The organism is Enterobacter sp. J49, assembly GCF_002148625.1.
GTDB classification, from domain to species: Bacteria; Pseudomonadota; Gammaproteobacteria; order Enterobacterales; family Enterobacteriaceae; genus Enterobacter; species Enterobacter ludwigii.
In genome coordinates this window covers 618151-644111 of record NZ_MWPY01000037.1, presented here as the reverse complement: position 1 = coordinate 644111, position 25961 = coordinate 618151, and the positions used below count along the sequence as shown (strand labels likewise).

23 protein-coding genes are annotated in these 25961 nt (G+C 55.0%); 2 read left to right on the top strand and 21 right to left on the bottom strand.

All coding sequences use genetic code 11. From position 1 onward, the window contains the following. Positions 1-14 precede the first annotated feature (14 nt). From BJP35_RS21330 to BJP35_RS21290, 9 genes are all read right to left on the bottom strand, one after another. Entirely contained in the window at positions 15-1064 is a 1050-nt protein-coding gene (locus BJP35_RS21330; protein ID WP_014170663.1) for a chemotaxis response regulator protein-glutamate methylesterase, read from the bottom strand. Continuing rightward, positions 1061-1927: a protein-glutamate O-methyltransferase CheR gene (gene cheR / locus BJP35_RS21325; RefSeq protein ID WP_017384409.1), complete on the bottom strand. Its 867-nt coding sequence runs from the start codon at positions 1925-1927 to the stop codon at positions 1061-1063. Before cheR ends, BJP35_RS21330 begins: the two co-directional genes overlap by 4 nt. Positions 1928-1946: 19 nt before the next feature. Further along, positions 1947-3548, bottom strand: a complete 1602-nt coding sequence (tap, locus tag BJP35_RS21320) for a methyl-accepting chemotaxis protein IV (RefSeq protein ID WP_032680769.1) — start codon at positions 3546-3548, stop codon at positions 1947-1949. A gap of 44 nt (positions 3549-3592) precedes the next feature. Next, positions 3593-5257, bottom strand: coding sequence for a methyl-accepting chemotaxis protein II (gene tar / locus BJP35_RS21315; protein WP_020883382.1), 1665 nt, complete (start codon positions 5255-5257; stop codon positions 3593-3595). A gap of 84 nt (positions 5258-5341) precedes the next feature. Continuing rightward, positions 5342-6304, bottom strand: a complete 963-nt coding sequence (locus tag BJP35_RS21310) for a spore coat U domain-containing protein (protein ID WP_086463548.1) — start codon at positions 6302-6304, stop codon at positions 5342-5344. Further along, positions 6301-8685, bottom strand: a complete 2385-nt coding sequence (locus tag BJP35_RS21305) for a fimbria/pilus outer membrane usher protein (RefSeq protein ID WP_086463547.1) — start codon at positions 8683-8685, stop codon at positions 6301-6303. The genes BJP35_RS21310 and BJP35_RS21305 overlap by 4 nt, the downstream gene beginning before the upstream one ends. Continuing rightward, positions 8661-9422 carry a molecular chaperone gene (locus BJP35_RS21300; protein ID WP_086463546.1) on the bottom strand — a complete coding sequence of 254 codons (762 nt, stop codon included), beginning with the start codon at positions 9420-9422 and terminating at the stop codon, positions 8661-8663. The genes BJP35_RS21305 and BJP35_RS21300 overlap by 25 nt, the downstream gene beginning before the upstream one ends. A gap of 16 nt (positions 9423-9438) precedes the next feature. Continuing rightward, positions 9439-9987, bottom strand: a complete 549-nt coding sequence (locus BJP35_RS21295; RefSeq protein WP_047744855.1) for a spore coat U domain-containing protein — start codon at positions 9985-9987, stop codon at positions 9439-9441. Positions 9988-9999: 12 nt separating this feature from the next. Continuing rightward, positions 10000-10572 carry a spore coat protein U domain-containing protein gene (locus BJP35_RS21290; RefSeq protein ID WP_020883378.1) on the bottom strand — a complete coding sequence of 191 codons (573 nt, stop codon included), beginning with the start codon at positions 10570-10572 and terminating at the stop codon, positions 10000-10002. 430 nt (positions 10573-11002) lie between these two features. Between BJP35_RS21290 and BJP35_RS21285 the strand changes: the two genes are divergently transcribed. Then, positions 11003-12262 carry a dicarboxylate/amino acid:cation symporter gene (locus BJP35_RS21285; protein WP_025203835.1) on the top strand — a complete coding sequence of 420 codons (1260 nt, stop codon included), beginning with the start codon at positions 11003-11005 and terminating at the stop codon, positions 12260-12262. 189 nt (positions 12263-12451) lie between these two features. Here BJP35_RS21285 and cheW read toward each other — a convergent pair whose 3' ends face one another. The 6 genes from cheW to flhD form a co-directional block, all read right to left on the bottom strand. Further along, complete coding sequence (gene cheW, locus BJP35_RS21280) at positions 12452-12955, bottom strand: chemotaxis protein CheW (RefSeq protein ID WP_020883376.1); 504 nt, start codon at positions 12953-12955, stop codon at positions 12452-12454. Positions 12956-12974: 19 nt separating this feature from the next. Then, on the bottom strand, positions 12975-15008 hold the full coding sequence (gene cheA / locus BJP35_RS21275; protein ID WP_086463545.1) for a chemotaxis protein CheA: 2034 nt from the start codon (positions 15006-15008) through the stop codon (positions 12975-12977). A 4-nt stretch (positions 15009-15012) separates the two neighbouring features. After that, positions 15013-15942: a flagellar motor protein MotB gene (motB, locus tag BJP35_RS21270; RefSeq protein ID WP_014170676.1), complete on the bottom strand. Its 930-nt coding sequence runs from the start codon at positions 15940-15942 to the stop codon at positions 15013-15015. Continuing rightward, positions 15939-16826 (bottom strand): flagellar motor stator protein MotA, encoded by an 888-nt coding sequence (gene motA / locus BJP35_RS21265; protein WP_008500417.1) that lies wholly within the window; start codon positions 16824-16826, stop codon positions 15939-15941. Before motA ends, motB begins: the two co-directional genes overlap by 4 nt. 123 nt (positions 16827-16949) lie before the next feature. Next, entirely contained in the window at positions 16950-17528 is a 579-nt protein-coding gene (gene flhC / locus BJP35_RS21260) for a flagellar transcriptional regulator FlhC (RefSeq protein WP_014170677.1), read from the bottom strand. 2 nt (positions 17529-17530) lie between these two features. Continuing rightward, the gene (flhD, locus tag BJP35_RS21255; protein ID WP_020883374.1) at positions 17531-17881 is read right to left on the bottom strand and encodes a flagellar transcriptional regulator FlhD; all 351 of its coding nucleotides are present in this window, start codon (positions 17879-17881) and stop codon (positions 17531-17533) included. Positions 17882-18677: 796 nt separating this feature from the next. On the opposite strand from flhD, the gene uspC reads away from it, so the two are divergent. Further along, positions 18678-19106 carry a universal stress protein UspC gene (gene uspC, locus BJP35_RS21250; RefSeq protein ID WP_014170679.1) on the top strand — a complete coding sequence of 143 codons (429 nt, stop codon included), beginning with the start codon at positions 18678-18680 and terminating at the stop codon, positions 19104-19106. A 15-nt stretch (positions 19107-19121) separates the two neighbouring features. Here uspC and otsA read toward each other — a convergent pair whose 3' ends face one another. From otsA to BJP35_RS21215, 6 genes are all read right to left on the bottom strand, one after another. Then, complete coding sequence (gene otsA / locus BJP35_RS21245; RefSeq protein WP_014170680.1) at positions 19122-20546, bottom strand: alpha,alpha-trehalose-phosphate synthase; 1425 nt, start codon at positions 20544-20546, stop codon at positions 19122-19124. Further along, the gene (gene otsB, locus BJP35_RS21240) at positions 20521-21324 is read right to left on the bottom strand and encodes a trehalose-phosphatase (RefSeq protein WP_014170681.1); all 804 of its coding nucleotides are present in this window, start codon (positions 21322-21324) and stop codon (positions 20521-20523) included. Before otsB ends, otsA begins: the two co-directional genes overlap by 26 nt. Before the next feature lie 176 nt (positions 21325-21500). Next, entirely contained in the window at positions 21501-22481 is a 981-nt protein-coding gene (araH, locus tag BJP35_RS21235) for an arabinose ABC transporter permease AraH (RefSeq protein ID WP_014884358.1), read from the bottom strand. Positions 22482-22495: 14 nt separating this feature from the next. Beyond that, the gene (araG, locus tag BJP35_RS21230) at positions 22496-24010 is read right to left on the bottom strand and encodes an L-arabinose ABC transporter ATP-binding protein AraG (RefSeq protein WP_020883372.1); all 1515 of its coding nucleotides are present in this window, start codon (positions 24008-24010) and stop codon (positions 22496-22498) included. A gap of 71 nt (positions 24011-24081) precedes the next feature. Beyond that, positions 24082-25071, bottom strand: coding sequence for an arabinose ABC transporter substrate-binding protein AraF (gene araF, locus BJP35_RS21225; RefSeq protein WP_020883371.1), 990 nt, complete (start codon positions 25069-25071; stop codon positions 24082-24084). A 316-nt stretch (positions 25072-25387) separates the two neighbouring features. Next, positions 25388-25945 carry a DJ-1 family glyoxalase III gene (locus BJP35_RS21215; RefSeq protein ID WP_032679709.1) on the bottom strand — a complete coding sequence of 186 codons (558 nt, stop codon included), beginning with the start codon at positions 25943-25945 and terminating at the stop codon, positions 25388-25390. Between the last annotated feature and the right edge of the window lie 16 nt (positions 25946-25961).

Genomic DNA, 25961 nt, shown 5'->3' with positions numbered 1-25961 from the left:
ATAATACTCCTGAGTCAAATACGTATTGCCTGTCCGGCACTGATTTTCGCCAGCATCTGCTGGCTTACCTGGCTAAGATCGACCACTTCGCTCACGCCACCCATATTGATGGCCTCGCGCGGCATGCCGAACACCACACAACTTGCTTCATTCTGCGCAATCGTCCAGGCGCCAGCCTGGTGCATTGCAAGCATTCCGGCGGCACCGTCGTTACCCATCCCCGTCAGGATCACCCCAACGGCGTTGCGCCCCGCATGTTTCGCCACCGAATGAAACAGCACATCCACCGACGGACGGTGCCGGTTTACCGGCGGCCCGTCATGAATTTTGATTTGATAGTTAGCGCCACTGCGCGCCAGCTCCATATGCTTGTCACCCGGTGCGATATACGCATGGCCGGGGAGTACGCGCTCACCGTCTTCCGCCTCTTTCACGCTGATCTGACACAGCTTGTTCAGACGCTCGGCGAACGAGCGGGTAAAGCCTGGCGGCATATGCTGCGTGATCAGAATACCCGGACTTGAAAGCGGCAATGGCTGGAGTACATGACGAATTGCCTCTGTTCCCCCGGTTGACGCCCCAATCACCAGCAGTTTTTCCGAACTGAGTAAAGGACCGGCCTTCAGCGTTACCGGTGCATCCATCGGTTTGTGCGCGGCAAGCTTCGCACGTGACGCGGTGCGGATCTTCTCGGCGATCATTTCGCTGTACGCCAGCATCCCTTCACGAATGCCAAGCTGAGGTTTGGTGACAAAATCCACCGCCCCTAACTCCAGCGCACGCAGGGTAATTTCAGATCCTTTTCCGGTCAGGGATGAGACCATCACCACCGGCATGGGCCGCAGGCGCATCAATTTTTCCAGGAAATCAATGCCATCCATGCGCGGCATTTCGACATCCAGCGTTAACACGTCGGGGTTATATTTTTTAATTAAATCCCGCGCTACCAGCGGATCAGGCGCTGTCGCCACCATCTCCATGTCGCTGTGGCTATTGATAATTTCAGTCATGATCTGGCGCATCAGCGCAGAATCGTCGACAGACAACACCCTGATTTTACTCATGCTTTTTCCTTACTCAGCGCATATACCGTTTGCCCACGCAGGCTAAACTCACGCACGAGGTTGCTGAAGTTTTCCGAGTGCCCGGCAAACAGTAAACCGTCAGGCTTGAGCAACGGAACAAACCGACGCAGAATGTCCTGTTGCGTCGTTTTATCAAAATAGATCATGACGTTACGGCAAAAGATGGCGTCGAATGGTCCCGGCACGTTGTACTGCTTATCCAGCAGGTTGACGGGCGCGAATTCGACACAGTTCGCCAGCTCCTGGCGCACGCGCACCAGGCCTTCATGCGGGCCGGTTCCGCGCATGAAGTAACGCTGCAACTGCTGAGGTGACAGCGTTTTCAGCTCATCCTGGCGATACACGCCGTTGCGTGCCTTTTCCAGCACTTCGGTATCAATATCACTGGCGTAGACTTTCCAGCGTCCAGGCGCCATACCCAGCGTGTCGGCAAGGGTGATCGCCAGCGAGTACGGCTCTTCCCCGGTTGAGGCGGCCGCACTCCAGACGCGATACTCCCCGCTGCGGCGACGCGCGTGCTCCGCCAGGACCGGGAAGTGGTGAGCTTCACGGAAAAATGCGGTCAGGTTGGTGGTTAACGAGTTAATAAAAGCCTGCCACTCTGCGCTGTTCTGGTTCGCTTCGAGCATGCTCAGATAGCGACCAAAATCGTCCAGCCCCAGCGTACGCAAGCGCCGCACCAGACGGTTGTAGACCATGTCTCGCTTATGATCGGCAAGCACAATCCCCGCACGCTGGTAGATTAACTGACATATCCGACGAAAATGCGCGTCGGACAGCGCGAGGCGCTGTGTCATCTGCAACAGTAATGACGTTTGCCCTGAGGGCATTGGTGATGTCATAGCGCCTTCTTAATTACATTCAGGATACAACTGGCACGGCCTGCGACCGCCCGACTTCTGTTACTGCTTCAACGTGCTCTTTCACATTAAATACCGCGACCAGCCCGGTCAGATGATCCGCCTGGCTGGCCAGCTGATCGGTTGCCGCTGCCGCTTCCTCCACTAACGAGGCGTTTTGTTGCGTGACCTGATCCATCTGGCTTACCGCCTGGGCCACCTGCTCAATTCCGCGACGCTGTTCATCGGACGCAGAAGCAATCTCGCCCATGATGTCGTTAACCCGCGTAACGGAGGTGACGATTTCGTGCATGGTTTTCGCCGCCGTGTCCACCAGGGCAGAGCCTTGCTGGACGCGTGAGACAGACTCTTCAATCAGTCCTTTAATTTCTTTCGCAGCGTTGGCGCTGCGGCTCGCCAGATTACGGACTTCACCAGCCACAACCGCAAAACCACGCCCCTGCTCACCGGCGCGTGCCGCTTCAACGGCCGCGTTCAGCGCCAGAATGTTGGTCTGGAACGCAATACCGTCAATCACGCTGATGATGTCGCCAATTTTCTGTGAACTGGCGGCAATGTCCTGCATGGTACTGGCCACGTGAGAGGCCTGATCGCCCCCCTTCTTCGCCGTCATCGCCGCCTGTCTGGACAGGTCAGACGCCTGACGCGCGTTATCCGCGTTCTGGCTTACCGTCGCGGTGAGCTGCTCCATGCTGGCAGCCGTTTGCGCCAGCGAAGCTGCCTGCTGCTCGGTGCGCGACGAGAGATCGTTATTGCCTGCCGCAATCTCCGAGATCCCGGTGTGCATGGCATAACTGCCCTGTCGCACATCGGAGACCGTTTCCCGCAGGGCGCCCTGCATCGCCTTCAGGCTGGCAAAAATCGCCGAAATTTCGTTCTTGCCGTACACCGCCACCGGACGCGCCAGGTTACCCTTCGCAATACTGTCGAAGTGGCTGCTGACGATCGCCAGCGGTTGCACAATCATTCTGCGCGACCAGTACAGGGCACCGCCGGTCAGCAGCACCGCCAGAATCACCACCACAGCAAAAATCACGCCTGACATATGGTAGTTTTTACGGCTGTCATTCCCGGCGCGTTGGACAAACTGGTTAATGTTCTGCTGCCAGGCATTAAAGCTCGCATCAAACGCCGCCTGGGACGCCTGGACCGGCGCGGTCATAAAGTCCGAGAGCTGGTTGTTCTCAAGCCAGGTCGCCTGGTGATCCAGGTCGCTGTGCCACTGATCAAAACGCTTCTTCATCGCGACTTTCAGCGCTTTCACTTCCGCGCTGCCGGCGTCCTGTGCCGCGAAGGCGTTAAACTGCGCGTCAGCCAGCTTCAGGCTGTCGCGCGCGGTCACCATCAATGCCTTGATGTCATCCGGCGGATAACTCAGAGCGGTTAAGGTTCCCGCTTTGTTCAGCGCCGTGCTTGCCTGCAACAGTACGGCGCGCGTCTGTGCCACGGCGGCGCGCTGCTGGTTACTCGCCTCAACTTCCTGCAAATTCTGATAGCCATCGCGAAACGCCCAAAAAGACAACCCGTTACTGCCAACCTGCAACACACCGCAAAGGATCAGAATCAAAAACAGTGTGGTCGAGATACGAATACGATTTAACATCCACGCTCCCATCATGCGGCAAGCAGCCGCGGTTTAAATGTCAGTCAAAATGTTTCCCAGTTTTCATGTCCGGTCGTCGCTGCAGGTTTACGGGTCGCTGCCGCTGCGGCGGCAGGCGCGAGATACGTTGCTTGCGGGGTGACCGTGTTTCCAGCGAGTGAAGCGAGACGAAACGCCGAGACGGCCATCTTCAGACGGCTTGCCTGGTCTTCCAGCGCAGCGGCCGCCGCAGCGGACTCCTGCACCAGCGCGGCGTTTTGTTGTGTCACGCGATCCATTTCCGATACCGCCAGAGCGACCTGGTCGATACCACGACTCTGCTCATCAGACGCAGAGGCGATTTCACCCATGATGTCCGTTACGCGGGTAACGGCATTCACGATGTCATTCATGGTTTCCCCTGCGCTTTCTACCAGCACGGAGCCGGTATCGACGCGGGAAACGGAGTCTTCAATCAGGGCCTTGATCTCTTTCGCCGCGTTGGCACTGCGGCTGGCAAGGTTGCGCACTTCCCCGGCCACCACGGCAAACCCGCGCCCCTGCTCGCCCGCACGTGCGGCTTCAACGGCGGCGTTGAGGGCGAGGATATTGGTCTGGAAAGCGATGCCGTCGATAACGCTAATGATGTCGGCGATTTTCTTCGAACTGTCGGCGATTTCGTGCATGGTTTTCACCACGCCGTCCACCACACGACCGCCTCGCTGCGCCGTTTCGGACGCGCTTTCCGCCAGCTGTGAGGCCTGACGGGCGTTGTCCGCGTTCTGCTTCACGGTCGCGGTAAGCTGCTCCATGCTGGCGGCGGTCTCTTCGAGCGCCGACGCCTGCTGTTCGGTGCGCGACGACAGATCGTTGTTGCCCATCGCAATTTCGCTGGTACCGGTATAAATGGCTTCCGATCCGTTACGCACGTTGGCGACGGTCTCAATTAGCGAGCGCTGCATATGATCAACGCTGTTTGCCAGCTCGGTAATTTCATTGCGCCCGGAGACGGTCAGCGTTTTGGTCAGGTCACCACCGGCAATCTCGCGAATGTGGGCAATGACGCGACCGAGAGGATTAAGCAGGATGTGGCGAATGCCGTACCACACGCCCACCAGCACGATGACCAGCGCCAGCGCCATGACGGCCATCTGCCATTTGGCAAAGCGGTAATCATTCTGGCTTTGCGTAAAGGCCGAGTGATACAGGTCGCCACTGGCTTTGGCATATTCCCCGAGTGCCGCACCGAGGGCGTTTTGCATCCCCTGGGTAGGCTGCGCGAAATACGCGTCCATGTTGCCGCTTTCCAGGAACTGAATAAGCTCCGTCAGACCGGCATAGTAGGCGTTGTACTTTTCATCGATATTCTGGCTCACCTGCGCCATGGCAGGCTGTGGCGTGATTTTCTTAAAGGCGTCGTAGTGTTTCGCGGCGTCAGCAAGGGTCGCCCGCGCATTTTTCAGCAGTTCCGTTTTCGCACTGCTCTGCTGATTATTTGGATCCATCATCATGCGGGCGGAAGAGCGGCTCAGGTTGATACGCGTTTGCAGCATCAGATCCCACGTCGACGTCAGTTCACTCTGCTGTACGCGGAGATCGTTCGAGGCGGCGAAACTGTCCTGGTTTTGTTTAAGTGACGAGAAAAAAAGCCCGCCGGAGGTAAGCTGAAGAAGTGCGAAAATGACCAGCACCATCATAAGCATTGTGACAACGCGGATACGGTTCAACATACAACACCTTCTCATAGATTTATTAACGGTGTTATCGGCACTGACTACAGGAACTTTACATTTGAGAAAGGGAAAAGCGCGGGGTTAAAACGCAACGTCAACGATCAGCGTATCGGTATAGGTGCCGGCAGGCGGCGTAGACTGGCTGGTAAGGACTTTGGCAGTGTAGTTGTAGGTTCGCAATAAACCGTCGGTACTGACCTGCGAGGAGGTTGCGCTGGTCCAGCGCTCGGTACCGCTGCCACCCCAGCGGTTGGTCGTGGCTTCTTTATAAATGTCGTAACTCATGTAGTTACTGCCGCTCACCATGCGGCGAACGTTATTCAGCGCGTTGGCACCATTATTAATTCCGATAGTGTAAGTGCTTCCTTTGGTACAGGTGACGGCAATCGCCTGCGAGACGGTGGGGAAACTTTGCACCAGCGGCGCACTGTTGAAGTTGACGTCCGGCGTGGTCATGGCGCTGCAGTCGTTGGTAACGGTCATGTTGAGAAGAATACTGGTGGTCGCCGTGCCTGTCTGGGGGAGGGTGCAAAGGCCCAGCACGCCCACGGAACAGACGCTGTAGTTGATGCTGAAGGTGAGCAGCACCTGATAGGGCCCGGCCGTGACGTTTTGTCCGGCAACGGTGCGGAAATAAAGCGGAATGCTGTACTGTTTTGACCCCAGTAATCCCAGCAGGGTGTTGCCGCTCCAGGTATAAGCTTTGCTGATTTGCACTTCGCTATTGCTCGAACACCCCGTTAACCCGCACAACCGGGTGGGGATCACATCCGTGATGGCCGCATTGTCGGTGCGTTTCATCGTGGCACGGCTGTTGCCTGAAACCGACGCGGCGGTGTAGTTCAGCGTCACCGAGTCGTTGGTCAGAAGATTGAGCACAGCGTCGCATGCCACGATCAGCCTGCCGGTGGTTTCGACCTCCCCGGTTCCGCTGAGCGCGAACGAGGTGACGCTACCAAATGACGCATTTACCGTACTGACGGTACACGCCGCCCAGCCGCCGCCGGAAAACAGCAGCAGCATCAACAGCAGTAAGCGCTTCACCGTTCCTCCCGGCAAATCAGCGGTCCGTATGTCTGCAGTTTATGTTCCGGATTGGCCCCCACGGTCAGCGTGGCCGAGCAGTGTTTTCCGTCTGGCGTAATCACCTCAAGCGGGTTCACATCGCTGAGATTTTCCAGCCAGGCGATGCCGTCATACCCCACCACCGCATTGTTGCGCGAGGCGCGTCGAACCTGGCTTCCCACCGGGATAGCCTGCCCCTGCTTGTCATGCAGAATGACGCTTGCCACCCGCTCCTGCTCCATCGGGAAATCGACCAGATAACCGCTGTGGCGGCGAATAGCGATCCGCCGCTCTGTCTCTTTCAGCCGGGTATCCGCGGGCAGATTCAGGGTGTCAATGCGATAACTGGCCGGGTAATAAGCCGATACACCGCTGACCAGCAGGTAGCCGTTATTGTTCGTTTTGCCGACCGGCTGGTTCTCATAGCTGACGGGAACGTCCGGGTGACCGTCGGTGCTGATCACCACAAACGCATCGTTGATTTTGTTTGCCGCAAACAGTTCGCCGTCCATCAGCACAACCGCGCCCATCGCCTCTCCCCACCAGGTCATCATGCCCCTTTCGCCATAACCACCGCCCTGAAGTTCGATGTTGTTATTGCGCCAGCCCAGCGTTCCCTGCTGATAATCATTGGCTTTCGACTGGTTGGCCCATGCCATGTTCCAGCTAAAGCCACCGTCGGAAGGCATGGAGTGGTTGTAGTTGATACGCTGCGTGCTGCCGGCATCTGGCGTGTTTTCATAGGTTACGGCCGCACTGTCACGCTCTCCCAGCGGCACCTGAAGCGACATGGCCACCGTCCAGTCTCCCCGCTGCTGATCGCGGCTTGCGGCCAGATAAATACTGCTCGCCCCCCACAGATTGCGGCTCCAGGAGAGATTCAGCAGTTCGGTTTTTTGGTTGTCAAAGCTCTCCACGCCGATCCACGCAGCACCGAGACTGCCATACTCGCCCAGGTTAAAGGTGAGAGAGTACTGGTCGGTGTTGCGACTAAAACTGGCGATGGGCCGGTCATTTTCGTCATAGACCGTCGGTTGGTCGTAGAGGGCGAGGTTGCCAAAGTCGCGATCGCGCCGTGTATGCTGTGTCGCTACACTAAATTCACTGGTACTGTACTGATAGCCCCAGTTGATTTGCCCGCCATTATCTCCACGCATGCGGCTTTGAGAGTACGCGGTATTCACGACGCCAAACCGACCCAATTTAACCACCGTCCCCATCCCGCCCAGCGCCAGCGCTTCTGCCCCTTCGGCATGGCCCTCCAGCGTCAGCCAGTCCGTAACGCCGTAGCGATACGACCCACTACCCGCCGCCGGGCCGTAGTCAAAATTCTTGATGCCGTAATTACGCCGCAGGCTGCCGAGCGTCACCGCCCCGTCGCTCAGGCCTTGTTTCAGCAATTCGCTGGTGACGTAAAAAGGCAGCGTGGTACTCACCTGGCGCCCCAGCGCATCGGTGGTGACCAGTACCGCGTCCCCTGCTCCGTTGATATAGGGCAGATTGGTCAGGGTGAACGGTCCCGGTTGAAGCTGGGTCGAGCCGGAACGATAGCCATTGATAAAGAGATCCACCGAGGTGGGAACCGCCGCTTCGCCCGAGAACTCTGGGAGTGGCCAGGTCACGAGGTCAGGACGCAGGGAGAAATCCCGCCCGTAGCTGATCCCGCCCATGCGCACGCTGGTGCTCCAGCTCAGGGCATCGCTGATCACATCCCCGACGGTCCAGGTCGTTGCCTCGTCCTCGTTCGTCATCAGAAGCGTCGTGTCATAGCGCACATACCCTTCCTGCTGACCGTCGTTTCCGGTGAAATTTTCCCGGGCATAGCCGGTTGAAGAAAAGGAGCCGTTCTCATTGAAGTAGCGGAATTCATGCCAGAGCGAGGCCTGTCCGCCGACATGTTCTGTATGGTTGGTGTAGAGATCGTAATTAAGCAGTGCTCCCCGCCCGAAGTGCGGTTTGCTTTGTGACATTTGTCCGCTGAAAGGGGTCACGCGTGAGGCGACCCAGTCGGCCGGAACGCCCAGCAGCAGACGCTGCGCCGCGCTGTCGTACTCTACGCGCACCTGCGGCAGGGTAGAAAGGTTCACGTCTCCGGCAGGCACATGCTCCGGCGGAAGCCCTGCCCGCAGCAGGTCGGCGCTGGAAATAAAGAATGCCCCCTCGCGCTGCGTCACGGGCACCACCATACCGGTGTCGTAGTGATTCAACACAATCGAGAGCTGAAAGACCGCTTCGCCGTTCAACGCCTGAGCCTGCGGCGGCGGCGGTAAACTGTCATCGCCGGGCTCAGCCCAGGTGCTGGTACTGACGCAGAGCAGGATCATCATCGCCGGTTTCAGTTGACGGGCGTCGACTGCCATTGCGTATCCCTGGCATTAATCTGCGCGCTCAGCCGGTCTGGCTGACCTGTTCCGGCCGGGATTGACCAGGTGCGGGTGCTGCCCGCAAGAACATACCCGAGTAATCCGTCTGCAACCGTCCGCTTCTGCCCGCCCTGCTCCAGCGCCACCTGGCTGAGTTTGACGTGCACATCCCCCTGATTACGGACCTCCAGGGCAAGATGTCCCTTCTCCTGCGTCACCCGCCAGCTCAGATTTTTGGTCTCCACCAGCGCATGATGTGCCCCCTCTTTTAGGGTCGGGATCCCCTGTCCATAAACGAACAAAGGAATGGAGTAGCGCATTTGCAATTTCAGGCCAATGGCCGGCTCGGCTTTGGCATCCGGCTGGGGAATTTCATCCACAATAATGCGGTAGGCCTGTTCGACGCCGAGCGGCACCGTACCCTGCTTAATCAGACGAATAAGCTGCTTACTGCCTTTACCAATGGTGACGATGGGCGGACTGGCCACCACGTCCTGCTGTGCGGAGTAGCGTTCATAACCGCCCTCCTGCTTCCAGCGCACAATGCGGACCTGCATTGTCGTTGCGCTGTTCCCCTGATTCTGGATCCATAATTCAGTGGCTTTGGCATCCGCTGACAGCCACGGATCGATGGGCCACAACAGAATGGTTGCCGCCGCCTGCGCCTGGCCTGTCGCCGCAGCCATTCCCCCCAACAAACTCACCAGACAAAGGTGTCTGAAAAATGGCTTCATCGACTGTCTCCCTTTATCACCATGACAAGGTCACGGTGAGCTGATCAGAATACGTTCCTGCCGGGCTAAACCCGGTCAGCAGCGCCACGCCAAAAAGCGGCAGCGCAATGTTATTACTGTTGGTATAGGTCACCGGTATTGCCTGATTGACGCCAATTTCGCTGTTCGCCGCCAGCGAACTGCTGCTGTAAAGGCGATATCCCACCACTTCCGTTCCCCCTGAGCGCTTCATACGCCGAACGGAGGAGTAATTCTGTCCGCCGTTAATGCTCATACTCAGCGCCACGCCGGGCGTGCAGGCGATGGACAAGGCCCCGTTAGGCACAAAACTGGTGCTCACCGGGGCACTTTCCACCCCGTTGTGGGTACCGAAATCGAGCGTACCGAAAACTCCTCCGCTGCCCGTGGATACCGCGCACCCGGGCACAATGGTCGCGCTGACCTTAAATGACTGTGACGTCACAGCACCCGCCGCAGGCACCAGCATCAGGCAGACGATCAGCGCGTACAAAGGCTGCACGATCCCCTCCGCGCTGTTGCGCAGACGCAAAATGGATGCCTTCATGGCTGCGTGAAACTAGTAGGTGACGCTGACGTTAATCGTGTCGGTGTAGGTGCCCGGAACGACCGTAACGCTGTTACCGCCCCCGGTAATGCGCCCGTAAAGTGTGTAACTGTCGATGCCCCCGGCGGTTGACGCTATTGGCAGTGCCGCGTTGTTGGCCACGACGTTGTTAAATCCGCTGTCGCTATACAGGCTGTAAGCCACACCCTGTGCAGCATTGGTGGTGTTGACCAGATAGCGCGCAGGCGTGCCTGGCGTTCCCACGACGGTACCCGGCGCGGTGGAGTTGGTATTCCCGGTGATCGCCACCGTATAGCTGGCGGTCGTACATTGAATGGTGAACGTGTTACCGCCGCTGGCACCGGTCAACTGCGTCGTCAGGGTGGAAAACGTTGCGGGATGGGTGCCGAAATCCAGGGTCCCGAAGTTAATGCCATTTTGCGTGGGCGAGCCGTTTATCAGACAACCGTTCGTCAGGGTTAACGTCGCGCCAATAGTACCGCTGCTGGTCACCGCCAGCGCCTGTTGGGCTGTTGTCGCCGTCAGCAACGTGCCTGCACAGATCAAAAGGAGTTTTCTTTTCATTTACCACCCTCCAGAAGACATTTCCGTTCGCTTGCCACATTTTATTTTTGCTGTTCAAGATGTTAGCCCCACTTAACGTTCCTCTTCCGGGGGTTATTGAGAATTTAGTTTATGGATACCGCTTCGACCACCCGCGCCGCGGAGGGCAAGACTGATGGCTTATTGACTGAATATTTATTTATAAAACAGGATGTTAATACTTTGTGAATGCCTTATTTCTCGTATACGCAGAGGATATATCCATCGAAATGTGATCTGCATCACAATATATCGTCGAGGCATTAACAACAAAATTAATAAAAATTAAAAACTAGTTGTATCTCCCTCCGCTTTACTTCAATTTATGTGCCGAATAATTTCCTGCGTCGTAATAAAAAATCTATATACATCGGCGCAGACGGCAACCAAAGCGCATAGAGGGTCTTTTTTCGTGGCAAGTGCAAACAAACTCACACTCTTCATCGTGATATTCATGCTGGCGGGTATTCTTTCAGGGGCGGCGATTCATGAGTATGCCTCTGCGGATGCCATCAAAGCATGGTCGGATAACATCACGCTGCTGACCGATATTTTCCTGCGTCTGATTAAAATGGTTATTGCGCCACTGGTCTTCAGCACGCTGACCGTGGGCATTATGAAACTGGGTGAAACCTCCACCATTGGTCGCGTGGGCGGCAAAGCGATGGTGTGGTTTATTAGCTCATCCGTGCTTTCCATTCTGGTGGGACTGTTTATCGTCACGCTGGAGCGTCCGGGCAGCGGCCTGAACCTGGCTATCCCGAAAGAGGCGGTAGACACCGGCCTTGCGGTGGGGGGGATGACGCTGAAAGCGTTCTTGTCCCATACCATTCCGACCAGTATCGCCGGTGCGATGGCGAACAATGAAATCCTGCAGATTGTGGTCTTCTCTATGTTCTTCGGTATCGCCGGCGCGTCGCTGGGGCAAAAATTCAATGCCCCGCTGGTGGCCGCGCTGGATGTGGTCTCCCATATCATGCTGAAGGTGACGGGTTACGTGATGTACGTCGCCCCGCTGGCCATTTTCGCCGCCATCTCATCTGTGATTGCCACTCAGGGTCTGGGCATTCTGCTGAACTACGCCTCCTTTATTGGCGGCTACTACGTGGCAATCCTTCTCACCTGCATGGTGCTGCTGGCCGTCGGCTATATGGTGCTGAAGAAAGAGGTGTTCCGCCTGGTCAGCATGCTGAAGGACCCGGTGCTGGTGGCGTTTACCACCAGCAGCTCAGAAGCGGCGTATCCAAAAACGCTGGAGCAGCTTGAGCGTTTTGGTTGCTCGCGCAATATCGCCTCTTTCGTTCTGCCGATCGGTTACTCCTTTAACCTGGTGGGCTCTATGGTGTATTGCTCTTTCGCCTCGATGTTTATCGCCCAGGCGTACAATATTCACCTGAGCTTCACCGAAGTGACCGTGCTGATGCTGACGCTGATGCTGGCTTCAAAAGGGATTGCGGGGGTGCCTCGTTCGTCGCTGGTGGTGCTGGCGGCAACCATCCCGAGTTTCAATATTCCGGTGGCGGGTATTTTGCTGCTGATGGGGATCGATCATTTCCTGGATATGGGACGTTCAGCGATTAACGTGCTGGGTAACGGTATTGCGACTGCGATGCTGTCGCAAAATGAAGGGGCGCGTGAAGCGGAGACTGAGCTGGTAGAGCAGGAAGCGTAACGGGTTGGCGGAATGGTTTTGTTCACCTTAAGACCAGCAGAAAATACCATGTCTGCAATAGTCGAATAAGATAAGGGGGCTGCAATAGCCCCCTTAATACGTTCACCGCAGCGCGCGAATCAGATAACCGAAATGCCCGACTGAACGAAACGGTTCCACGAAAGCCTCACAGAACCGTTTAGAGAAACATTACGCCACGTGATTCGTCGCGATATCCAGCAGCGCCATCTCATCACTGTTCAGCAGCTTCTCAATATTCACCAGAATCAGCATACGCTCACCCAGCGCTCCCAGCCCCGTCAGATACTCGGTAGACAGCGTGACCGCAAACTCCGGCGCCGGACGGATTTGATCGGACGTCAGGGACAGCACATCAGATACGCCATCCACCACGATCCCAACCACGCGCTGCCCCAGATTCAGGACAATCACCACGGTGTTTTCGTTATAGTCCACGTCGCCCTGGCTGAACTTCACGCGCAGGTCAACGATAGGCACAATCACGCCGCGCAGGTTGGTGACACCTTTAATAAAGGCAGGCGTGTTCGCGATGCGGGTAACCTGGTCGTAACCACGAATTTCCTGCACTTTCAGGATATCGATGCCGTACTCCTCATCGCCTAAAGTGAATACCAGGAATTCCTGCCCTGATGGCTCGCCCGCCAGTTTCGTTACATTACTCATACCGGTCATGTTATTACCTTCTACTTAATCAGGCGGCTGTGTACGCCACACGTTGTTCACGATTTAATCCCTGAAGCGCCGACACATCAACGATCAGCGCCACGCTACCGTCACCCAGAATAGTGGCGGCAGAAATACCTGGCACTTTGCGGTAGTTGCTTTCGAGGTTCTTCACGACCACCTGGTGCTGGCCAATCAGCTGATCAACCAGCAGCGCGTAGCGGCGACCCGCACTTTGCAGGATCACCACGATCCCCTGCGTGGCCTCGGTTTTCGCGCCATCCACTTCGAACACTTTCCACAATTCGACCAGCGGCAGGTACTCACCGCGCACTTCAAGAACGCGCTCGCCACCCGCCAGCGGATGCAGATCTTCTTCACGCGGCTGCAGCGATTCCATCACTGCGTTCAGCGGCAGAATAAAGACTTCGTCCGCCACTTTCACCGACATGCCGTCGAGGATTGCCAGCGTCAGCGGCAGCAGGATACGAATGGTGGTGCCGGAACCTTGCTTAGACTTGATCTCAACGTGGCCGCCCATCTCCTGAATGTTACGCTTCACCACGTCCATTCCCACGCCGCGTCCGGAAACGTCCGTCACCTGCTCTGCGGTCGAGAAGCCTGGCGCGAAGATCAGCATGCCCACTTCTTCGTCAGTCATGTTTTCGTTGACCGCCATTCCCTGCGAAATGGCTTTCGCCAGAATGCGCTCACGGTTCAGGCCCGCACCGTCATCGGTCACTTCGATGCAGATGTTCCCGCCCTGGTGTTCGGCGGAGAGGATCAGATTCCCGACCGGGGATTTTCCGGCGGCAATGCGGTTTTCCGGCAGTTCGATACCGTGGTCGAGGCTGTTACGCACCAGGTGCGTTAACGGGTCGATAATGCGTTCGATCAGGCTTTTATCCAGTTCGGTGGAGCTGCCCATCAGCGTCAGTTCAATCTGTTTATTCAGTTTGCTGGCCAGGTCACGCACCAGACGCGGGAAGCGGCTGAAGACATATTCCATCGGCATCATACGAATGGACATCACCGATTCCTGCAGGTCGCGGGCATTACGTTGCAACTGCCCCATGCTGGTAATCAGATCGCCGTGGGTCACCGGATCCAGTTCGTTAGACCGCTGTGCCAGCATCGACTGGGTAATCACCAGTTCACCCACCAGGTTAATCAGCTGGTCAACTTTCTCGACGGCGACACGGATGCTGGTGGATTCACTGGAACGCGCGGCCGGTTTGTCACCACGGCCTGGCGCGGCAGCATCTTTTGGCACCGCTTTCAATACCGGCGCCGCAGGCACAACGGCAGGCGCGGCCGCCTGAGGAACAACCGCCACCTCTTCCACTGCCGCTGGCACGTCAACCGCCGCCGTTTCGGTTTCAAACGCGATCTGGTCGGCTTCGATAACAAAGCACAGGACCGCCACGATATCGTCCTGGCTGATCCCCTCTTCCAGCGTCGCACTCAGGCTGTCTTTGCCTTTCACCACGTTGCTTAATTTCGCCAGGTTACTCAGCTCTTCTTCAAGCAGGTCAACTTCGTTCTCTTTGAGGCGAGACAGCACCACGCGCACTTTACTCGCAGCGGCGGCCGGGGCCGCCTCTTGTGCGGTAACGGCATCGACAACGCTCAGTTTGGCTGCCGGAACAACGGCTGCGGCTGCGTCACCTTTGGCTTCCAGCGCGAGCTGGCGCAGCGCATTGCAGATGTATTCAAAGCTGGCGGCATCAGGCTCTGCCGAGCTTTTATAGGCGTCGAGCTGTTCCTGCATAATATCTTTGGTTTCCAAAAACAGGTTGATAATGTCGGTATTGAGCTGCATCTCACCGCGTCGTGCTTCATCCAGCAGGTTTTCCATTAAATGGGTCGTTTCCTGCAGGATGGTAAATCCAAACGTTCCGGCTCCGCCTTTAATCGAGTGCGCCGCACGGAAGATGGCATTGAGCTGCTCGGAGTCCGGTGCTTCAGGCACCAAATCCAGCAAGTGTTGCTCCATATCGGCCAACAATTCGTCGGCTTCATCAAAGAATGTCTGGTAAAAATCGCTAATATCCATGCTCACGCTATCACCTCGGATTGGCTGGTGGCGATGTTGGAACGGCAGCCGAAGGAACGGCCCCAGGCTGTTTTAAATCGTCCAGTGACTCATTCTGACTTTCGGCGTTTTCGTGCAGGATGGCCTGCTCCGCCTGCTGGTTCAGCACTAAAAGACTGATACGACGGTTGATGGCGTCATCCGGCCCGCGGTCAGTGACACGCATGGTTGATGCCATGCCGACCACGCGCAGTACCTTGCCATCATCAAGCCCACCTGCCACCAGCTCGCGACGCGAGGCGTTGGCACGATCGGCAGAAAGCTCCCAGTTGCTGTATCCCTTCTCACCCGTGGCGTACGGGAAGTCATCCGTGTGTCCAGACAGGCTGATACGGTTAGGAATACCGTTCAGCACTGGCGCAATGCCGCGCAAAATGTCGCGCATGTATGGCTCAACTTCCGCGCTGCCCGTTTTGAACATCGGGCGGTTCTGGCTATCAATAATCTGTATACGTAAACCTTCCTGCACCAGATCGATCTTCAGGTGTGGTCGCAGGGCACGCAGTTTAGGATCCGCCTCAATCAGCTGATCGAGATCGCCGCGCAGTTTCTTCAGGCGCGCTTGCTCCATGCGTTTTTTCAGCTCGTCGATGTTCGGCTCTTTCTTCACCTCACCCTTCTGCTGGGTGTAATCATCGCCACCGCCAGGGATCGGGCTGTCGCTGTTAGAGATTCGCTGCCCACCGGTCACGGCGGTCGCCAGCGGCGTTCGGAAATACTCGGCAATCTGGATCAACTCTTTCGGGCTGGAGATGGAGATGAGCCACATCACCAGAAAGAATGCCATCATTGCGGTCATAAAATCGGCGTACGCGATTTTCCAGGAGCCATGCGCGCCGTGCCCATGCCCCTTGTGCTTGCGTTTTTTTACGATGACGATCGGATGGGACTGATTTTTCATGCGTCCTCAGTTGTCGTCTGTTGGTTTGGGTTTTTCACCGCACGCACGTGTTCTTCAAGCTCGATAAACGACGGGCGCTCGCTGGAATAAAGCGTTTTACGGCCGAATTCAACTGCGATAGGTGGCGCATAACCGTTGAGGTTAGAGAGCAGCGTGATCTTCACGCACTGCATCATTTTGGTCGTTTCCGCGCTCTTCTGACGCAGAACGCTGGCCAGCGGAGAGATAAAACCATACGCCAGCAAAATACCGAGGAAGGTGCCCACCATCGCATGCGCAATCAGCGCGCCCAGCTCTGCCGCAGGACGATCCGCCGAGGCCAGCGCGTGTACCACGCCCATCACCGCCGCGACGATACCGAACGCAGGGAGGGAATCGCCCACCAGCGCCAGGCTGTTTGCCGGCACTTCGGATTCGCTTTCGTGCGTTTCAATCTCTTCGTCCATCAGCGCTTCGATTTCGAAGGTGTTCATGTTGCCGCTGATGATCAGTCGCAGGTAATCGACGATGAAATCCAGCATCATTGCGTCCGCGAGAATCCGTGGGTAGCTGGCAAAAATTTCGCTCTCTTTCGGGTTTTCAATATCCCGCTCAAGCGAGAACATGCCCTGCTGACGCGACTTCGCCATCAGACGATAGAGCAGCGCAAGCAGATCCATATACATGCTTTTGGTGTATTTAGAGCGACGGAACAGCAGTGGAATAGCTTTCAGCGTGCCCTTGATCGATTTACCGTTATTACCAACGATAAAAGCCCCTACCCCTGCGCCGCCGATGATAATAAGTTCAGCCGGTTGATAGAGTGCTCCAAGGTGCCCGCCGGTCATCATGTAACCGCCGAAAACTGTACCGAGAACTACCAGGTAACCTAATAAGATAAGCACGACATCATCCTTCCGCTAGTGACTATGGCAAGGATGTTCAGCTCGCAGCGTTTACCGTTTGCGGGGTAAAAAAAAGCAGCGGTAATTGCTTACCGCTGCTGGAATCTTGCCCACACGTTCGGGTTAAACAGCTTGTTCGATCTGTTCATCCAGCAGTTGTGGAATAATATCGGCAGCTTCCCGGGAAAGTTTACGTCTTTTTACTGCTCGGGATGGAGGCTGGCATAAACTACAGGCGAAGCTGCCTGCAGGCTGATGCGCATGGGTAATAAAATTGCCATCGCAGCAATTACAGCGCGACAGCTCAAGCATTCCGCTTTCAACAAAACGCACCAGCGTCCATGCGCGGGTGAGCGCCAGCAAAGGACCCTCGTCCTGCTGCGGGCATTGTTCAAGGTAAAGTTTATACGCTTTGATCACGGCATCAACGCCGCTACACAAACCGGTTTTGAGAAGATACTGCCAGGCATTACAGAACATGGAGGCATGAATGTTCTGTTCCCAGGTCATAAACCAGTCCGTTGAAAACGGCAGCATTCCTTTCGGCGGGGGACTACCACGTAACTCTTTATACAATTTGATGAGGCGACCACGACTCAGCTGAGTCTCGCTTTCCAGCATTTGTAAACGAGCACCGAGCGTAATCAGCTCCATTGCTAACTGTATGTCACGCGCTTCCTGAACAATGCTTTTCTCGCTCATTGCTAGGCCCTTTTCTTACGGGCTGCGTCATCAGGCTGGCTGATTTCGGTAAGCAAGCGAGTGGAAAGAAGAATACCGGTATGGATCTGTTGAAGATCGTCAACACGGGAATCCTGCGTCAGACGCGTGATAGTCTGAGGATTGTCAAAACGGAACTGGCAAACCAGTTGGTTTGTTTCCGCCAGTTTAACCATTTGAGGAAGGGTTAACCCACCCAGCATGGTTGCCATTTCTTCATTAATACCCAGACGAAACATCGCGGACGCCTTGTCCTGACTAATCAAACGCTGCGCGAGCAGTAAATACGACAAATTGATGTCATAGATATGTTTTAGCAACTCGGATGTATGCATTGTTCCCATCCCGAATAACCAACTATTATTTTTATGCGGAAAGACCGCACCCCGTGATGTCGCCGGGAAATCACCCGGTATAAAAAAGAAAAGGCTAAATGCATAGTCGAATTTAGGTTTGTATTCATTGAAACGCGCAACAGCTGAAACGCGGTTACGTCTCTTACACGTTTTATCATTTCTTACAAATAACTAAGATTTTTCCTAATTCGACGCAAACTCTACTCGTCAGTTTTGACACATACAATGCAGCCACCCCCAAATTTAAAAAAAATGTGATCTACGTCACACAATTTAAGTGAATATCTCCCATAAATCCATCAGTATGACTTGTAAATTGGTTGTTTTTTGAACGATCGACACTGTTTTCTATTCTTTATGGGCGAATACTCATGCAGGAGTATGAGCAGCAGTGGCATGACATGTGCTGTTCGAAACGTGTCAGCGACCGGATGCGCGTCACAGCGAATCCATCGTAAGGTCACATTTTCATTACCTATAAAAAACATGTAGTTATGCAAAACGCCCATAACAATTGTTTCACATGGTAATCATTAGAAATGTGTTTATAACGCGTTAAAACGATTTAACACCGGAAACGTAAAAAAGTGTGATTCAGGTTAAGTTGTTAATTTTTTTCATTTAGGCACGTTTTCCCGTTATTCTTCTTATAAGAATAATTAATGAATAATTATGATTAGCTTCACACTTATGTCGTATTCACCTCTTGCAGATCCGGTGAAATCGCGGTAATGGTGACTAAGACGCTGTCTTTCAGACACCTAAGGAGTGCGTTATGAGTTACTCCCATCTTCTTGTTTCTGTTGCGGTTTCGCCCGAAAGCCATGAACTCATCGCCCGGGCGGTTTCCATTGCCAGACCGCATAATGCCCGTATCAGCCTGATCACCCTCGCGGCCGAGCCTGAGATGTATAATCAACTGGCTGCCCCCATGCTGGAAGATATTCGTGAGGTTTTACAGGAAGAAACGCAGCAATTTATGCGCGAGCTGGTAGAAAAGGCGCAATATCCTATATATGACACCATTATTGCGACCGGGGAGCTTAATGCGCATATTCTCAGCATATGCAGTAAGCAGAATATTGATTTAGTAATATGCGGGAATCATAACCACAGCTTTTTTTCTCGCGCAGCCTGTGCGGCGAAATCGATTGTGGCGTCAAGCCAGGTGGATGTGTTGTTAGTGCCTCTTGGGGGTCGTTAAACCCCCAGAGGAAAATCAGGCGAGTTTAGGGAATGTCGCGATCTTTTTTTGCAGGTGGCCTTCATTACTCTGCGGCGCAATATCACGAAGATCGCGAATAAAACGCGCCTGCCAGTGGTTAATATCGTTCTTACGGATCGTTTCCATCATCTCGGCATGGCGGGAAATACGCTCCGTGAGCGGCATCGTCAGCGCACGGTTGAGGGCATTCGCCACGTCGTCACGATCGTAAGGGTTAACGATAAGCGCAGACGTCAATTCATTGGCGGCCCCGGCAAACTGGGAAAGCACCAGCACACCCGGATCGGCGGGGTCCTGGGCGGCGACGTACTCTTTCGCGACCAGGTTCATCCCGTCCCGCAATGGCGTAACCAGCCCGACATCCGCATAGCGGAACACTTTCATCAGGATCTTACGGTCAAAGTGTTGATTGAGATAAAACAGTGGCGTCCAGCCCAACTGACCGTAGCGGCCATTAATGCGCCCTGCTTCCGTCTCCAGCTGGTGACGAATATCCTGATAAGCCTGCACTTCACCGCGCGAGGTGGGCGCTATCTGCGTATAGCGGATTTTACCGTGATGCTGCGGGTACTTCTCCAGCAGCGTTTCATACGCCAGGAAACGTTCCGGCAGCCCTTTGGAATAATCAAGACGCTCCACCGAGAAAATATTCTTCACGTGCTTGAGTTCATTCTTAAGCTGCGCCAGTTTGGGCGGCAGCGGACCGGAAGCCTGCTCGGCAATCTCTTCAGGTTCAATACCGATGGGATACACTTCAGTGTGGAATGTCTTGCCCCAGGCCGTATGGGTTTTCCCCCCTTTGGTCACCACTCGCGTTTTGCCGGACACAGAATCAAGGAACGCAAGTCGGTCATTCTCGGTCTGGAAGCCCAGCAGATCGTAGTCACACAGCGCATCCAGCAACTCTTCATGCGGCGGCAGCGCGGTAAAGATTTCCGGCGTCGGGAACGGAATATGCAGGAAAAAACCAATCCGGTTATTCACTCCCCTTTTACGCAACTCTCTGGCGAAAGGCAGCAGGTGATAATCGTGGATCCATAAAATATCGTCTTCCTCGATTAAAGGCAGCAGTTTATCCGCCAGCAGCGAATTCACCCGCGTGTAGCCTTCAAAGGACTCGCGCTGGAATTTGACCAGATCCAGACGATAGTGAAACGCTGGCCACAGCACAGCATTGGAGAACTGCGAGTAATACTCGTCATAATCTTTTTCGTTTAACGCAAACGACGCCCACGTAATATTTCCGCGCGTCACTTTCTTGAGCGGTTTCTGTTCTTCACTGATTTCACCATTCCAGCCAAACCACAGCCCACCGGCGGCTTTTAAGGCACCTAATACCCCAACCGCCAGGCCACCTGCACTGGATTTTTTATCATCAGGCGGTGCAATTCGGTTAGAGACGACGACTAAGCGACCCATAATGGTTTCCCCCTTTGTTTTGCGCTATTTGTTGTTGTTGCTGGTTAGCGATGTCAGATATCCACTGCCAGACGCTGGCGACATCCGCCAGACGCCATTCGGCGACAGTCTCACCAGGCCCGACCTTGATGGCGATCCCTCCGGCCTGATTCACCACACGAAACCCTGCCTCATCGGTCAGGTCATCCCCAATAAAAACGGGCGTCCTGCCGTTAAAAGGCGGTGTCGCCATAAACGCCGCAATCGCCGCGCCTTTATTGATCCCTTTAGGTTTAAGCTCCACCACGCATTTACCCGGCTGCAGCGCCAGCTCCGGATGTGCATTTGCTATAGCGGTCGCAAGCGCAAGCACAGCCGCTTCGTGCTGCGGCGCCTGGCGATAATGCAGGGCAAAAGCCATCCCTTTGGCTTCAAGCTCCGTACCGGGCAGTTCTGCCAGCGCAGACGAGAGTTGTACCTGTAGCGCCTGGATTAATGCGTCGGGGAGTGAAACGATATGCGTTTGATCATGGATGTCGCGGCGCTCCGCTCCGTGTACACCGGCCAGCGGAAAGCGATAAGGCCTGGCAAGCTGGTCCAGTTCGGCCATCGAGCGCCCTGATATCAATGCCACTGCTCCCTCAGTCATCTGCGAGAGCTGATGCAACTTCTGAAGAACCGTGGCGGGGATCGCCACCAGGTCAGGATGCGGCTTTATCTCGGCGAGCGTACCGTCGAGATCAAAAAAGAAAGCATAGTGTCCGGGCAGTACAGGCGGTGCAGTTAACAAGTCAGCCACCCTATTCCTCCTTACGGTTTACGAGAGGTAAACGCCTTTACCTCTTTCATAGCCATGTAAGTATAGACAGTGTGACGTCGCTCGCTATTTGACACCCGCCCCGCCAGCAAAACTGGCGAGGCGGTTCGGGGGTCAGCTAAGGTTATTAGTTGAGCAATATAAAGATAGGAAAAACCTCAGACGGTACGCTTCGCTTTTTGCTTGTAACGGTCGAATATCACCGCTGCCAGCAGGATCAGGCCACGAACGACGTACTGAGAGAACGGCGAAATATTGAGCAGGTTCATGGCGTTCTCTACCGTCCCCAGGATCAGGATACCGGCCACCACATATGAGATTTTTCCGATGCCGCCTTTCAGGGAAACGCCCCCCAAAACACAGGCTGAAATGACGATCAGCTCATAACCGATAGAGGTCATTGGCTGGCCACTGGTCATTCGCGATGCCAGAATAATCCCTGCGGCTGCAGAGACCAGCCCGGAGAGAACAAAGATAATAATCTTGGTACGCACCACCGGCACACCGGCCAGACGTGCGGCTTCTTCATTGCCCCCGATAGCCAGGGTATTACGGCCAAACGTGGTCCGGTTGAGCAGGAACCCGAACAGGATAAGACAGGCCACGGTCAGCCAGATTGGCGCTGGCAGCCCCAGCCAGTTAGCATAACCGAGGGTAAAGAAGCGCTCGTCTTCAATCCCTACCGCTTTACCGTCAGAGATGATATAGGCAAGACCTCGCACAATTTGCATGGTCGCAAGCGTTGTGATCAGGGCGTTAATCTTCAGGCGAGCAATGACAAAGCCGTTTACCAGACCGCTGAGCACGCCCAGTAACAGACCCGCCAGCACGCCAATCCACAGGCTCTCCGTCATGTTGATTACCACAGCCGTGGTGACACCGGCACAGGCAATAACCGAGGCCACCGACAGGTCAAAATCGCCCGAGGCCAGACAGAACAGCATACCGCAGGCCACCATGCCGGACATGGAAATGGCCAGCCCCAGCCCTTTCATATTAATAAAAGTGGCAAAATTAGGAACGAAGATCGCACAGGCGACAAACAGCGCGGCAAAGACCACCAGCATGCCGTACTGATCCCAGATTCGGCCAAAACTGAACGCCGACTTTGGCGCTCCGGATGTAGTAACAGAGGACATCATTAACTCCTTACTCAGGCGACAGCCTGGCTGACTTTAGGCATGGCGAGATTCAACGCCTGTTGTTCATTCGCCTGTTCATGAAGCAATTCACCGGCAATTTCACCTTCACGCATGACGACAATGCGATCGGCGACGCCAAGCACTTCAGGCAGATCGCTGGAGGCGAAAAGCACCGCCACGCCGCGTTTTGCCAGTTCATAGATCACGTTATAAATCTCGTGTTTTGCCCCCACATCGATACCGCGCGTCGGTTCGTCCAGCAAAATGACCTTCATATCCTCCGACAGCCAGCGGCCCAGAATGGCCTTCTGCTGGTTGCCCCCGGAAAGATTCATGATCAGCTGTTCTGGTCCCGGCGTTTTGATATTGAGTGAACGAATGTGGTGATCGGCATTGCTCGATTCCCAGCTATCGTTGATCAGGCATCCTGCGCGGATAAATTTGCGACGGGCGGAGATATTGATGTTGTCACGCACCGAATGCACCGGAATAATCCCCTCCGCTTTGCGATCTTCCGGACAGAGCATCATGCCTGCCTTAATCGCGTGGGCGGGCTTCTGAATATCCACCGCTGCGCCGTCAATAGACACCACGCCTTCGGTAATGCGCGTGCCGCCGAACAACCCTTTCATTAATTCGCTACGCCCGGCGCCCACCAGGCCGAACAGCCCGACGATTTCACCGCTGCGTACCGATAACGAAACCGGCATGCGTACTCCCGGCGCTTTTACATTATCCAGTCGCAGGCGTTCAGGGCCGTACTCACGCGGTTTCCAGTGGTAAATGTCCCCCAGATCGCGTCCGACCATCGCCTGGACAAGCTGGTCATGGTTCACCTGCGCCATATCGCTAAAGGTGCGCACATAGCGGCCATCTTTAAACACGGTGATGGCGTCGCTCAGGGCAAATATCTCTTCCATACGGTGCGAAACATACAAAATCGTGCGGCCTTCCTGGCGCAACTCCCGGATCACGCGGAACAGGTTTTCGATTTCACGTGCGGAAAGCGAACTGGTGGGTTCGTCAAAGGCAATAATTCTGGCGTTACGCGCCAGAGCCTTGGCAATTTCAACCATCTGCCACTGGCCGATGGAGAGGTATTTCAGCGGCGTCTGAGGATCGACGTCCAGCCCAAGATGTTTAAGCTGCAGCCCTGCTTCATAATTAAGTAGCGAACGATTAACCACGCCGCTTTTGTGCGGGAGCTGTCCTAAATAGATGTTCTCGGCCACGGTCATCTCTGGGATCAGGTGCAGTTCCTGATAGATAATGGCCACCCCGGCATTAAGCGCCGCCGTGGTATCAGCAAAAGCCACCTCTTCGCCACGAATGGCCAGTGTGCCGGTCGTAGGGGAATAGTTGCCGCTGAGGATTTTCAACAGCGTGGATTTTCCCGCGCCGTTTTCACCCATCAGGGCATGAACCTGGCCGGCATAGCAGTCGAAACTGATATCGGTCAGCGCGTTAACACCGGGGAACGTTTTCCCGATGCCGCGAAATGAGAGATACGGATCAGACTGTCGCATAACGTCTCCGTGATTCCTGTAGTGTGTACGTCTGGCCCCTCATGGTGAATGAGGGGCGCAATCACAGCGTATTACTTACCGCCCAGTCCTTTTTTCGCCAGTTCCTCTTTGAAGTTGTCGCGGGTAATCAGCACCACGTCGGTCACTTCAGTAAATTTCGGCGGTTCAGCCCCTTTGGTCACCCAGTTGTAGAGCATTTCACTGGATTTGTAGCCGTGTACGTCCGGGCTTGGCAGCAGAGAGCCGTAGAAGCCGGTCGCCTGCGCTTTGGACAGTTCGCTGACGGCGTCAACGCCGTTGATGCCGATACCGATAACATCCGGAGCTTTGAAGCCCTGACCTTCTGTCGCACGCACGCCACCCAGCACGGTGTTGTCGTTCATACCGACCACCAGCCAGTGTTTAACTTCCGGGTGTTGAACCAGCATTGAGTTCGCGGCGTCGAACGCGCCGGGGATATCGTTGGATTTGGTAGGAACTTTATAGATCTGTTTTTCCGGGAAGCCGGCGGCTTTCAGAGCGTCCATGGAACCGGTAGTACGACGACGTGCAGTATCCAGCTCATCAGCCGTGATGGCCATGACGCCCGTCTCTTTTACATCCCAGCCGCGCTTTTGCATCTCTTTATAGAGTTCCTGACCCTGGCGCTCACCAATTTTGGTCGCGGCCATCATTACCAGCGGCACGGTGTCCATTGGCTTGCCTTTGGCATTGACGAACTGATCGTCAACGGCAATAACCTTCATGTCGTAACCGCGCGCTTTAGCCGCAATTGCCGACCCCAGTTTTGGATCGGGTGTACAGATAACGAAACCTTTCGCACCGCTGGCCGCCAGGCTGTCGATGGCGTTCAGGGTTTTTTCACCGTCAGGCACGGCGATTTTAATGACGTCAAAACCTAAATCTTTTCCGGCTTTATCGGCGAATTTCCACTCAGTCTGGAACCACGGCTCTTCTGGCTGTTTTACCAAAAAACCGAGTTTTAAATTCTCTGCGATAGCGGATTGTGACATAACAGCAGCCAGACCAACGGCCGCCAGCGCTTTAGTAAATTTGTGCATGGTAAACTCCAGCTTTAGCATTCTTTTCTGTAGGGAATATTTGCGTGCTTCTTATTTAATCGGACTTAAAACAAGGCATTAGCGCTTACCTCGTCATAAGCGTTATTGCTGGTGATAGTTTTAGCGGGAAATTAATCATCCATAAGAGAGCGCCATCACACCGCAGAATTACAGTAATTGCGTACATAAATTCAGCGGAAAATGACATAAAAACGGCAGGAATTGTCGGACAAATGAAACGGGGTTAAGCAGAATTATCCATAAGATCAGCTAAGAAGTCCCTGAGCGCCGGACGCTCTAGCATCCGGCGGGAAATTTACCAGGCGTAATAGATGTGGTCAGCGTGATCGCGAACGGGCGTTTCGTCACCCAACAGTCGAGCAGCAAGGGCCAGCGCAAAGTCAAACGCATGACCAAGACCTTTGCCGCTGAGCAGGTTTTTATCCTGGACGACCGGTGCATCCACATATTCACCGTCTTTTACCGTCTCCCATAAATCCCCGGAGCAGACGTAGCGACGCCCCCGAAGCAGCCCATTTCCCCCCAGCACGCGCGCCGCTGCTGAACAAATAGGGCAAATCAGCTTTCCGCGCGCGTCATGTGCAGAAATAAAACGGATAACCTGCGGATCCGCGGCCAGATTTGCGCTGCCCTGCGGTCCCCCGGGTAGAACAATCGCATCGTAAAGCGAATCGCTGCGTTCTGATAAGGTGCTGTCTGCCACCATGGGAATGTTATGGTAACTGACCACTGCACGCGACTGCGCGCAGGCCAGAGTTTCCACGTCGATGTTCAGCCGGCGCAAAATATCAATGGTGATAATCGCCTCTGCTTCCTCAAAACCGGGTGCCAACAGCACCGCAACCTTTGCCATCATAGACCTCAATGAT